This window comes from Albidovulum sediminis, from assembly GCF_025380365.1.
Taxonomy (GTDB): Bacteria; Pseudomonadota; Alphaproteobacteria; order Rhodobacterales; family Rhodobacteraceae; genus Albidovulum; species Albidovulum sediminis.
The window spans coordinates 1,802,938-1,814,975 of sequence record NZ_JAOCQF010000001.1; the positions used below are offsets into that span (position 1 = coordinate 1,802,938).

Below are 12,038 nucleotides of genomic sequence, written 5' to 3' on the forward strand. Positions count from 1 at the left end.
CCGCCCGGAAAGGACGGACAGCATGACCGCGAAACTCCACTGCTTCGGCGAAAGCGGCAACGCCTACAAGGCGGCGCTGACCCTTGCGCTGGCGGGCTACGACTGGGAACCGGGCTTCGTCGACTACTTCGGCGGCGAAACCCGGACCGAGGCGTTCCGCCGTCTCAACGTCATGGGCGAAGTGCCGGTGCTTGAGGACGCGGGCCTCGTCCTGTCGCAGTCGGGCGTGATAATGTACCATGTCGTCGAACGGACCGGCCGGCTCGGCGGCGCCCCGGGCGAGGCCGCCGAGGTCCTGCGCTGGGTGCTTTGGGACAATCACAAGATGTCCTCGCAGGCGGGGATGACGCGCTTCCTGATGAACTTCCTGCCAGAGGAGAAGCGCCCGCAGGAGGTCATCGCCTTCATGCAGGCGCGCCTGCGCAACGCCTACGCGGCGCTTGACGCCCATCTCGGCGGGCGCGACTGGATCGTGGGCGGCGGCCCCACTATCGCCGACCTGTCCTGCTGCGGCTATCTCTTCTACCCCGAGCCCTTCGGCTTCGAGCGCCGGGACTGGCCCGCCATCGACGCCTGGCTGACCCGCATCGCCGCCCTGCCCGGCTGGAAACACCCCTACGACCTGATGCCCGGCAACCCCGCCGACCGGGCCCCGAAATGATCCGGAGGACACGATGAGCGAAGCCTACATCTACGACGCCGCCCGCACCCCGCGCGGCAAGGGGCGGCCCGACGGCGCGCTCCACGAGGTCACGTCAGTCGCGCTTTCCGCCCGGCTTCTCGACGCCGTGAAGGACCGAAACGGTCTCTCCGGCCACGCGGTCGAGGACGTGATCTGGGGCAACGTCACGCCGGTCGGCGAACAGGGCGGCTGCCTTGCCCGTTCCGCCGTCCTTCTGTCGGGGCTCGACGAATCCATCCCCGGCCTGTCGATCAACCGCTTCTGCGCCAGCGGGATGGAGGCGGTGAACCTCGCCGCCAACCAGGTCAGGGGCGGCGCGGGCGCGGCCTATATCGCAGGGGGCGTCGAGATGATGGGCCGCGTTCCCATGGGATCGGACGGGGCGGCCATCGCCGCCGACCCCAGCCTTGCGATGAAGACCTATTTCGTGCCGCAGGGCATCTCGGCCGACATCATCGCGACCGAGTTCGGCTTTTCGCGCGACGATGTCGATGCGCTGGCAGTCGAAAGCCAGCGCCGCGCGGCCCTGGCCTGGGAAGAGGGGCGCTTTGCCCGCTCCATCGTCCCGGTCACCGACCAGAACGGCCTGACCATCCTCGATCGCGACGAATACATGCGCCCGGGCACCGACATGCAGGCGCTTGGCCGGCTCGACCCTGCCTTCAAGGCGATGGGCGAGGTCATGCCAGGCTTCGACAAGGTCGCGCTGATGAAGTATCCGCACCTGGAACGGATCAACCACGTCCACCACGCCGGCAACTCCTCGGGCATCGTCGACGGCGCGGCGGCGGTCCTGATCGGGAATGCCGAATTCGGCCGCGCCCACGGGCTGAAGCCGCGTGCCCGCATCCGGGCGACGGCCAAGATCGGCACCGACCCCACGATCATGCTCACCGGCCCGGTGCCGGTGACCGAGAAGATCCTGCGCGAGGCCGGGATGTCGATCGCCGACATCGAACTCTTCGAGGTGAACGAGGCCTTCGCCGCCGTCGTCCTGCGCTTCCTGCAGGCCTTCGACGCCGACCCCGCGAAGGTCAACGTCAACGGCGGCGCCATCGCCATGGGCCATCCGCTGGGTGCCACCGGCGCCATCATCATCGGCACGCTTCTGGACGAACTGGAACGCACCGGCAAGGGCACCGGCCTTGCCACGCTCTGCATCGCGAGCGGGATGGGTGCCGCCACCATCATCGAGAGGGTGTGATGACCATCCTCCGCAAGGGCAGCGTGCCCGAAACGAACGCCGCGTCATCCTATCCCGACCCCTACAACCTCGGGGCAGGGAACCTCTCCTACCGCCACCTGACCGAGGCCGGCGGCCTCACCCAGTTCGGGGCGGCGCTCGAAACGCTTCACCCCGGCGGACAGTCGAGCCAGATGCACTGGGAAGATCGCGAGGATGAGTTTCTCTACATGCTCTCGGGCGAAATCACCGTCATCGAGAACGGCGAGGGCACGGTGATCGGGCCGGGCGACGCCTGTACGTGGAAGGCGGGCACGCCGGTGGCGCATTGCCTGCGGAATCATACCGACCAGCCCGCCACCTACCTGATTGTCGGCACCCGCGACGCGGCCAACATCACGCATTATCCCGGCCTCGACATGCTGGCGACACCGGCGGGTTACACCCGGCTGGACGGCACCCCCTATCCTCGGCGCAAGGAGTAAGCGCGATGCCGAAACTCGACCTCAGCAAGGTTCCGGTCAAGACCGGCTCGATCTATCCCGAACCCTACGCCAGCATGATGAAGGGCCGCTCCTCGCTGCGCCTGGGCGAGGCGGGTGGCCTGACACAATACGGGGTGAACCTCGTCACGCTCGAACCCGGCGCGCTGTCGTCGCTGCGCCACTGGCACCTGAACGAGGATGAGTTCGTCATGGTGACGGCGGGCGAATGCGTGCTGATCGACGATCAGGGCGAACACCCGATGCTGCCCGGCGACTGCGCGGCCTTTCCGGCCGGCGACGGCAACGGGCATCACTTCGTCAACCGGTCCGACCGGATCGCGCAGTTCCTCGTCGTCGGCACCCGCGCCCCGCGCGAGGTCGCGACCTATTCCGACGTCGACATGAAGGTCGAGATGTCGGGCGGCAAGGCGGTCTTCACCTACAGGGACGGCACGCGCTGGGACGGCCCGCGATGATCATCCGCAAGGGCACCGCACGGCAGGACACCGCCACCCCCGAACAGATCGCCCATCTCGGCGCCTTCACCGCCGAGCTGCTGTCGGACACCGGCGGGCTGACCCAGTTCGGCGCCTTCGTCGAGACGCTGGCGCCGGGCAGCGCCTCCTCCGACCGCCACTGGCACGAATGCGAGGATGAATTCCTTTTCGTCCTCGCCGGCACCCCGACCGTGATTGAGGATGACGGCCCCCACGACCTTTCGCCCGGTGACGCCGCCTGCTGGCCTGCGGGTATCGCCAACGGGCACCATGTGCTGAACCGCTCCGGCGCGGATTGCACCTACCTCGTGGTCGGCACCCGCGCCGCCTCCGACCGGGTGCACTACAGCGATATAGACCGCCTCTACACCCGCCGCGACGGCCAGGTCACGCGCACCCGGCGCGACGGAAGCCCGCTGCCATGACCCGCGCGCCCCGCTTCATTCTGGCCCAAATACTCCGCAGGGGTCGCCATCGGTGCGCCATCGGTTCGAGCGCCGATGGCGACGGGGCGCGAAGCCCCCGGCCCACAACGCCTGCCAAGGGAGACCCGAGATGACCGACTTCACCTCCACCACCGACGCCGACGGCATCGCCACGATCACCTGGGACGTGCCGGGCAAGTCGATGAACGTGCTCAGCCTCGACGGCATGGCGGAACTTGACGCGCTGATCGACGCGGCCCTTGCCGACGCCGGGGTCAGGGGCGTGATCCTGACCTCGGGCAAGAAGGACTTCGCCGGGGGCATGGACCTCAACATCATCGCGAAGATGAAGGAAAGCGCGGGCGCAGACCCGGCGCGCGGGCTCTTCGACGGGATCATGCGGTTCCACGCGCTCGAAAGGAAGATCGAGCTTGCGGGGATGGACCCGAAGACGAAGAAGGGGGGCAAGCCCATCGTCGCGGCGCTTCCCGGCACCGCGCTCGGCATCGGGCTGGAAATCCCGCTCTCGTGCCACCGCATCTTCGCCGCCGACAATCCGAAGGCGAAGATCGGCCTGCCGGAGATCCTCGTCGGCATCTTCCCTGGCGCGGGCGGCACCACGCGGCTCGTCCGCAAGCTCGGCCCCATGGCCGCCTCGCCCTTCCTGCTCGAGGGCAAGCTGTCGGACCCGAAGAAGGCGCAGGCCGCCGGCATCATCGACGAGGTCGTGGCCCCCGACCGGCTGCTCGCGCGCGCGAAGGAATGGATCCTTGCGGCGAAGGATGCCGATCTGGTGAAACCCTGGGACGACAAGGGCTACAAGATGCCCGGCGGCGCGCCCTATCACCCCGCGGGCTTCATGACCTTCGTCGGCGCCTCGGCCATGGTCCTGGGCAAGACGATGGGCGTCTACCCGGCCGCCAAGGCACTCCTCTCGGCGGTCTACGAAGGCGCGCTCGTCCCCTTCGACGCGGCCCTCAGGGTCGAGGCGCGATGGTTCACGCATGTCCTCATGAACCCCTCGTCCGCGGCGATGATCCGCTCGCTCTTCATCAACAAGGAGGCGCTGGAGAAGGGTGCGAACCGGCCCGCCGTCGCCGACCAGACGGTCAAGCGGCTGGGCGTCCTCGGCGCCGGAATGATGGGGGCGGGGATCGCCCATGTCGCGGCCAGCGCCGGCATCGACGTGGTCCTGATCGACGCCACGCAAGAGGCCGCGGACCGCGGCAAGGCCCATTCCGAGGGTCTGCTCGACAAGGGGATGAAGCGCGGCAAGGTCACGGCAGAGAAAACGGCCGAGGTGCTGGCCCGGATCACCGCCACGGCCGACTACGCGGCCCTTGCCGGCGCCGACCTCGTGGTCGAGGCGGTGTTCGAGGACCCGAAGGTCAAGGCCGAGGTGACGGCCAGGGCCGAGGCGGTGATCGGCAAGGACGCGATCTTTGCCACCAACACCTCGACCCTGCCGATCAGCGACCTGGCGAAAGCCTCGAAGCGGCCGGCGCAGTTCATCGGCATCCACTTCTTCAGCCCCGTCGACAAGATGATGCTGGTCGAGATCATCAAGGGCCGCGAGACCGGCGATGTGGCGGTGGCCAAGGCGCTCGACTTCGTACGCCAGATCCGCAAGACCCCGATCGTGGTGAACGACGCGCGCTTCTTCTACGCCAACCGCTGTATCATCCCCTACATCAACGAGGGGATACGGATGGTGGCCGAGGGGGTAGAACCCGCGCTGATCGAGAACGCGGCAAGGCTCGTGGGCCTGCCGCTCGGGCCGCTGCAACTGGTGGACGAGACCTCGATCGACCTCGGCGTGAAGATCGCGCGGGCGACGAAGGCGGCGATGGGCGCGGCCTATCCCGACGGGGCGGTGGACGCGGTGATCTTTGCCATGGCCGACCGCGGCAGGCTCGGCCGCAAGGCCGCGGCGGGTTTCTACGCCTATGACGACAAGGGCCAGCGGACCGGGCTTTGGGACGGGCTGGCCGATCTCTGGCCGGTGGCCGCCGATCAGCCGGAACTGAGCGAGGTGCAGCACCGGATGCTGTTCGTGCAGGCGCTGGAGGCGGTCCGGGCGCTGGAGGAGGGCGTGCTGACCGACATCCGCGAAGGCGACGTGGGCGCGATCCTCGGTTGGGGGTTCTGCCCGTGGTCGGGTGGCCCCTTCTCCTGGCTCGACATGATCGGGGCGGCGAAGGCGGTCGAGATCTGCGACCGGCTGAGTGCCGCGCACGGCGCCCGCTTTGCCGCGCCGGCGCTTCTGCGCGAGATCGCCGCGCGGGGCGACAGCTTCTACGGGCGCTTCGCACCGGCCGCGCGGGCGGCCTGAGGCGGCATCGCCCGGCCCTGCGGTCGGCGGCGGGGGGGGGGTCGCACCCCCTCGCCAGCGGCTCTGGAACCGGAAGCGCGCCGATGGCGACCCCGCGGAGCATTTCCGCCAGAATGAAGGGGCCAGAGGCCCTGGGCCTATTTCCCTCTCAGCGCGATGATCAGCCCGGCGAGGAAGATCAGCGCCATGCCGGCGGTGGCGCGCAGCGACAGGAGATCGCCCCAGATCGCCCAGGTCCAGAAGGCCGAGGCCGGCAGGATGACGTATTCGAAGACCGCCACCCGGCTTGCCTCGGCCATCTGGTAGGCCTTCACCATCATGCCCACGCCCAGAAGCGAGCCCGCGGCCTGCACGAAGGTCCAGAACAGGAACGTGCCCGTGGGCCAGACCGCGCCCCTGAGGATGAAGCCTTCGACCCCCTCGGGAACAGCCGGCTGCCAGATCGCCAGGACTGCAAGACCCAGAAGGCCGTAGACGCCGAGGGCGGCAAAGAACCCGGCCAGCATCGTCTCGGCGGTTTCGCCTGCGCACCACTGGCGGGTGGCGAGGTTGCCGAGCGCGTAAAGGGCGCCTGCGGCGACCGGCAGGATCGTCGCCGGGCCGATGGCCATGTCGCCCTCCGGCCCGAGAACCATCATGACGCCGATGAATCCCACCGCCACGGCAAGGATCCGGAACGGGCCGATCTGCATGCCGAAGGCGAAGCGCGAGATCAGGAGGACGAAGATCGGCGCGGTGAACAGGCCCGCCGCGACCACAGCGACCGGAAGGAAGGCGAGGCAGCCGAAATAGACGACCATGGCCGAGCCGTGGACGAAGCTGCGGAAGGCCACCGCGCCCCAGCTTTTCGGCCGCAGCCTCAGGCCGAGCGGAACCGACGCGAGGCCGAGCAGGGCGAAGGCCATGGCGGTGCGGGTGGCGTGGAACTGCCACAGGCCCGCGTCCGCGGCGATTTCCTGCACGAAGTTGTCGGTGAAGCCGATCAGCATCGCATAGACGAAGATCGCGCCGGCCGCGGCAATCGTGCGGTTCGCTGGAACGGTATCGGTCAGGGTCGTCATGCTGTTGTCCGGTGTCGTTTTCCGCTTCCCTTCAACCTGCAGGCGGCTCCATATTCGCGTCTGATAGCGACATGATCGGTCGGGGAGGCATTTCGTGGGCTGGCTGGCAGATGAAACGGGTCTTGGCAAGACCCCGGCGAATTTCGTGGCGCTGACGCCATTGTCGTTTCTCGCCCGCGCGGGCGATGTGCACACCGATCAGACCGCGATCGTCTATCGGGGCACCCGGCGCAGCTATGCCGAGTATCGTGCGCGCGTCAGCCGGCTTGCCTCGGCGCTCAGCCGGGCGGGGGTGCGGCCCGGCGACGTGGTGGCGACGCTTCTGCCCAATATTCCCGCCCAGGCCGAGGCGCATTTCGGCGTGCCGGCGGCGGGCGCGATCCTGAACACGATCAACACCCGGCTCGACCCCGACACGGTGGGCTATATCCTTGACCATGGCGAAGCGAAGGTCCTGCTGGCCGACACCGCGCTGTTGCCGCTGGCGGCCGAGGCCATCGCGCGGATGGAGGGCCCCGCGCCGATGATCGTCGAGGTGGCCGACGGCGAGGCCGGGTTCCAGCCCACCGGTGCGCACGCGGAGTATGAGGATTTCCTGACCACCGGCGACCCCGAAGCGCCCTGGCACCTGCCGCAGGACGAATGGGAAAGCCTCGCGCTCAACTACACCTCGGGGACGACGGGGCGGCCGAAGGGCGTGGTCTATCACCACCGCGGCGCCTATCTGCTGGCGATGGGCACTGCCGTCTGCTGGGCAACGGGGATCCGCCCGGTCTACCTGACCATCGTGCCGCTTTTCCATTGCAACGGCTGGTGCCACACCTGGATGATGCCCGCGGTGGGCGGCACGCTGGTCTGCTGCCGCGACATCACGGCGAAGAACATCTACGACGCCATCGCCGACGAGGGCGTGACCCACATGGGCGGCGCCCCCATCGTGCTGAACGCGATCATCAACGCGAAGCCCTCGGACCGCCGCCCCTTCGATCATGTGGTCGAGGTCTATACCGCCGGCGCACCACCCGCAGCGGCGACGCTGGCCGCGATCGAGCCGCTCGGCTTTCACGTCACCCAGGTCTACGGCCTGACGGAAACCTACGGCCATGTCACCGAATGCCTTTGGCACGCGCGCTGGGAAGGCCTGCCGCAGGACGAACGCGCCGCGATCAAGGCGCGGACCGGCGTGCTGATGCCGTTCATGGAGGATATCTCGGTCCATGACGAAAACGGCGCCCCGGTGCCGCGCGACGGGCAGACCCCGGGCGAGATCGCCATTCGCGGAAATTCGGTGATGAAGGGATATTACAAGAACCCCAAGGCCACCGAAGAGGCATTCCGGGGCGGCTTCTTCCGGTCGGGCGATGTCGCCTTCCAGCATCCGGACGGCTACATCAAGATCACCGACCGGGCCAAGGACATCATCATCTCGGGCGGAGAGAACGTCTCCTCGGTAGAGGTCGAGGGGGCGCTGATGCACCATCCGGCCGTCTCGCTCTGCGCCGTGGTGGCCAAGCCGGACGAAAAATGGGGCGAAGTGCCCTGCGCCTTCGTCGAACTGAAGGAAGGCGCCGGGGCGAGCGAGGAGGAACTGATCGCCTTCGCACGGTCCCGTCTTGCCGGCTTCAAGACGCCCAAGCGCGTGGTGTTCTGCGAACTGCCCAAGACCTCGACCGGGAAGGTGCAGAAGTTCGAATTGAGGGCGCGCGCGAAAGAGGTCTGAGGCCCTGGGCGGGGGCGGGCGGGCGCCCTACCCCGCAATCGCGCGGATGCCGTAGAAGAGAAGCGCCGACATCAGTGCCGCCGCGGGAACCGTGACGACCCAGGCCGCGATGATCGTCATGAAATGCGCGCGCCGGACGAGCTTGCGGCGGCCGCGTTCCTCGGGCGCAAGCACCGGCCGTTCCGGCATGTCGATCCGGTTGTTGCGGAGCCGCCGTTCGGCGTCCCATTCGCGGAAGAAGCCGACACCGAAGACGGCGCCCACCGCAATATGCGTCGAACTGACCGGCAGGCCCAGCCAGCTTGCGACGATGACGGTGACCGCGGCCGAAAGCGCCACGCAGTAGGCCCGCATCGGGTTGAGCTTGGTGATCTGGCTGCCCACCATGCGGATGAGCTTTGGCCCGAAGAGGAAGAGGCCGAACGAGATGCCGAAGGCGCCGATCACCATGACCCAGTGCGGGATGCTCACGTCGCCGCCGATCCCGCCCGACCCCGAGGCCTGGACGACGGCGGCCAGCGGACCGACCGCGTTGGCGACATCGTTCGCGCCATGGGCAAAGCTCAGCAGCGCGGCCGACACCACGAGCGGGATCCCGAACAGGACCTTGAGCGACTTGTTGCGGTTTTCGAGCCCGCGCGACTGGCGGCGGATCACCGGGATCATCGCCGCCCAGATCGCCACGCCGGCGATGAGCCCGATCAGCATCGCCTGCGACAGCGATATCTTGACCAGGTGCTTCAGCCCCTTGAGCGAGAGATAGGCCGCGAAGGCGCCCGCCATGATGCCGACCAGGACCGGAACCCAGACCCGCGCCGCCGCGATCTTGTCGTCCCGGTAGATCACGCGTGACTTGATGAACCAGAGGAAAGCCGCGGCGATCGCCCCGCCGAGCAGGGGTGAGATCACCCAGCTTGCCGCGATCGTGCCCATCGTGCTCCAGTTCACCGCCCCGAACCCGGCCGAGGCGATGCCGGCCCCCATGACGCCACCGACGACCGAATGCGTGGTCGAGACCGGCGCGCCGATCCAGGTGGCCAGGTTGACCCAGAGCGCCGAGGACAGGAGCGCGGCCAGCATCGCCCAGATGAAGGCGTCGCTCGTCTCGATGCTTTCGGGCGTGACGATGCCCTTCGAGATGGTGGTGACGACATCCCCGCCCGCGATCAGCGCGCCTGCGCTTTCAAAGACCGCCGCGATCGCGATCGCACCACCCATCGACAGCGCATTGGCCCCGACCGCAGGCCCCATGTTGTTGGCCACGTCATTGGCGCCGATGTTCAGCGCCATATAGGCGCCGAAGACGGCGGCGACCACGACAACCAGCGTGTTGCTGCTTTGGCCAAGGAATGCCAGCGCCGCAAAGCCGGCCAGCACGATGAAGACGAAGGCGATGCCCGGCCCTACCAGCGGGCGCGCGACATAGGCGGTCGCGGCCTCGAGGTTCTCGAACCGGCCAAGGTCGCGGTCGAGCGTCTCGAGGTGGCGCGCTTCGAAGTCGTTCCGGGCCATTGCGATCTCCTGCGGGGTCTCGCCCGGCTGGTTAGGCGGCTTTCGCGCGCAAATCAACAGCCCCGCGCGGCCGCGGCCGCCCGGCTTGCGATTGTTCGCGTTCCCGCAATGGTCTATCCTTCGCTCAGACGAGGCAAAGAGCAGGCCCGCACCGCCCATGACGGCGCTTACCGAATACCAGCGGCTGGAATCGACCGGCCTGTGGCGTGCCGCACCCGACGGGCAGCGGCGCGAGGTTGTCGTGGTCTTCGGCGATGCGACGCTGGTCATCTCCGATTCCCGCTCCATGGCCGCCCTTGCGCACTGGTCTCTGCCGGCGGTCGTGCGCCTCAACCCCGGCAAGCGGCCCGCACTCTACGCCCCCGGCCCCGAGGCGGGCGAGGAACTGGAGATCGAGGACGAGACCATGATCGCCGCGATCGGCAAGCTGCGCCGCCTGATCGAGGCGCGGCGCCCGCATCCGGGGCGGCTGAGGCAATGGCTTCTGGGCGCGGGCGTGGCGCTGCTTTTCGGGATCGTCGTCTTCTGGCTGCCGGGGGCGCTGATCGCGCACACCGCCGCGATCCTGCCCGATGCGCGGCGAGACGACATCGGCGCGCGCGTGCTGGCCGACCTGACGCGGCTGACCGGGGCGCCCTGCACCACGCCCGAGGGCGACGCGGCACTTGCCCGGCTGGCCGCGCGCGTTCTGGGCACGGGCCGGGGTAGTCTGCTGGTCCTGCCGACCGGGATGGATGCGCCGCGTGCGCTGCCCGGCGGTCGCATCGCCATTCCACGGGTGCAGGCGGAATCCGGGGCCCCGCCCGAGGTTCTGGCGGGCCATATCCTGACCGCGCGGCTGCGCGCGGAGCGGGCCGACCCCACGCGCCGTCTGCTGGACTGGGCGGGGCTCGGCGCCGCGCTCGGGCTTCTGACCACCGGCGACCTGCCCGAGGATGCCGTCCACGGCTATGCCGAAACCTTCCTGACCGAACCGCTCGACCCGGTCCCTTCCGATCCGCTGATCGCGGCCTTCGGCGCGGCCAAGGTGCCCTCGACCCCGTTCGCCTACGCGCTCGACCCCACCGGCGAGGCGACGCTCGACCTGATCGAGTCCGATCCGTTCCGCAGCGGCCCGCCGGCTGCGCCGGTCCTTGAGGACGGCGACTGGGTGGCGTTGCAGGGGATCTGCGCGGGCTGACCCTCAGCGATAGTAGGCGTCGGAATGGCCCGCCGTCCGGAAGGCCCGCCAGGCCGCGCGCAGGTCCTGCGCCTGCGCGAACGGCCCGATCAGAACGAGGGTAAGCGGCCCCGAGGCGCCCCGCCCCTCGCGCCGTTCGACCGGAAAGCCCAGGCGCACGGCAAGCGCCTCCATCCGGTCGGCATTCGCGGCCTGCGCGAATGCCCCGACCTGGAGATGGCGCGCGCCCTCGGGCGGCTCCGGAACGCGCCGGGGTGCCGTCAGGTATCCGTTCGCGACAAGGGCGGCCAGCGGGTCCTCGGCCGGTCCGGAGCAACGCACGGCGCGGCGCCCGTCGGAAAGCAGGTAGACCTCTGCTTCGGCCGCGCCGGTCGCGCAGTGCGTCGCGGCCAGCGGCACCCTCGCGATCTCCAGCAGCCGGACCGGGTCGCGCGGGGAGGACGCGGGCGCATCGGCCGGCCGCGCCGCGACGGGGTCGGGTTCCGGGGCAGCTTGCGGCGCCGCGGGCACGGGTGTCGGTTCGGGCGCCGCTGGTTCGGTCATGGGTTCGGTCGCGGATTGCTCCGGCTCGGCTGTGGGCTCAGGCGCCGGCGCGGATGGCACCGGCTCGGGCGCAGCCGCGGGGGCCGTTACGCTCATGTTGAGCGTGACAGAGGGCTTGTGGCCACACAGAAGCTCGCCCGCCGGCGTGGCGACCGGCGCCCAGGACAGCGACCCGTCAGCCGCGGTCACGCGCGCGAACATGCAGCCCTGGCTGTCGACGAACTGCCGTTCGGCGTAGCCATCGGGCGGCGGTTCGGCGGGGCCGTCGACCTCCGTCACCGGCACGGCGACGGCAGCGGTGGCCATCGCCCCCGCCATCATCGCCACCAGCCACTGCCGCAAACCGCTCCGCATCCGCATCCTTCACGCCCTGCGCACCAGAATGGCGCGCGCGGTCAAAGCCGTAAAGCCCGAGGGA

At 69.2% G+C, this 12,038-nt stretch carries 11 protein-coding genes; 8 read left to right on the top strand and 3 right to left on the bottom strand.

Annotation, left to right across the window (positions count from 1 at the left end):
- Window positions 1-22 precede the first annotated feature (22 nt).
- The 6 genes from N5I32_RS08900 to N5I32_RS08925 all read left to right on the top strand — a co-directional run bounded on the left by N5I32_RS08900 (window position 23) and on the right by N5I32_RS08925 (window position 5,604).
- Complete coding sequence (locus N5I32_RS08900; protein ID WP_261495045.1) at window positions 23-661, top strand: glutathione S-transferase family protein; 639 nt, start codon at window positions 23-25, stop codon at window positions 659-661.
- A 13-nt stretch (window positions 662-674) separates the two neighbouring features.
- Window positions 675-1,886 carry an acetyl-CoA C-acetyltransferase gene (locus tag N5I32_RS08905; protein WP_261495046.1) on the top strand — a complete coding sequence of 404 codons (1,212 nt, stop codon included), beginning with the start codon at window positions 675-677 and terminating at the stop codon, window positions 1,884-1,886.
- Complete coding sequence (locus N5I32_RS08910) at window positions 1,886-2,350, top strand: cupin domain-containing protein (RefSeq protein WP_261495047.1); 465 nt, start codon at window positions 1,886-1,888, stop codon at window positions 2,348-2,350. Before N5I32_RS08905 ends, N5I32_RS08910 begins: the two co-directional genes overlap by 1 nt.
- 5 nt (window positions 2,351-2,355) lie before the next feature.
- Window positions 2,356-2,826: a cupin domain-containing protein gene (locus N5I32_RS08915; protein ID WP_261495048.1), complete on the top strand. Its 471-nt coding sequence runs from the start codon at window positions 2,356-2,358 to the stop codon at window positions 2,824-2,826.
- Window positions 2,823-3,272, top strand: coding sequence for a cupin domain-containing protein (locus tag N5I32_RS08920; protein ID WP_261495049.1), 450 nt, complete (start codon window positions 2,823-2,825; stop codon window positions 3,270-3,272). Before N5I32_RS08915 ends, N5I32_RS08920 begins: the two co-directional genes overlap by 4 nt.
- 130 nt (window positions 3,273-3,402) lie before the next feature.
- The gene (locus N5I32_RS08925) at window positions 3,403-5,604 is read left to right on the top strand and encodes a 3-hydroxyacyl-CoA dehydrogenase NAD-binding domain-containing protein (RefSeq protein ID WP_261495050.1); all 2,202 of its coding nucleotides are present in this window, start codon (window positions 3,403-3,405) and stop codon (window positions 5,602-5,604) included.
- A 137-nt stretch (window positions 5,605-5,741) separates the two neighbouring features.
- Here the strand turns inward: N5I32_RS08925 and N5I32_RS08930 are convergent, their stop codons facing one another.
- Window positions 5,742-6,665, bottom strand: a complete 924-nt coding sequence (locus N5I32_RS08930) for a DMT family transporter (protein WP_261495051.1) — start codon at window positions 6,663-6,665, stop codon at window positions 5,742-5,744.
- A 94-nt stretch (window positions 6,666-6,759) separates the two neighbouring features.
- On the opposite strand from N5I32_RS08930, the gene N5I32_RS08935 reads away from it, so the two are divergent.
- Window positions 6,760-8,385: an AMP-binding protein gene (locus N5I32_RS08935; RefSeq protein WP_261495052.1), complete on the top strand. Its 1,626-nt coding sequence runs from the start codon at window positions 6,760-6,762 to the stop codon at window positions 8,383-8,385.
- A gap of 27 nt (window positions 8,386-8,412) precedes the next feature.
- Here N5I32_RS08935 and N5I32_RS08940 read toward each other — a convergent pair whose 3' ends face one another.
- Window positions 8,413-9,897, bottom strand: coding sequence for an inorganic phosphate transporter (locus tag N5I32_RS08940; protein ID WP_261495053.1), 1,485 nt, complete (start codon window positions 9,895-9,897; stop codon window positions 8,413-8,415).
- Window positions 9,898-10,054: 157 nt separating this feature from the next.
- Between N5I32_RS08940 and N5I32_RS08945 the strand changes: the two genes are divergently transcribed.
- A complete protein-coding gene (locus N5I32_RS08945) occupies window positions 10,055-11,077 on the top strand; it encodes a hypothetical protein (RefSeq protein WP_261495054.1) in 1,023 nt (340 codons plus the stop codon).
- Window positions 11,078-11,080: 3 nt separating this feature from the next.
- Here the strand turns inward: N5I32_RS08945 and N5I32_RS08950 are convergent, their stop codons facing one another.
- Window positions 11,081-11,974, bottom strand: coding sequence for an SPOR domain-containing protein (locus N5I32_RS08950; RefSeq protein ID WP_261495055.1), 894 nt, complete (start codon window positions 11,972-11,974; stop codon window positions 11,081-11,083).
- Window positions 11,975-12,038 lie beyond the last annotated feature (64 nt).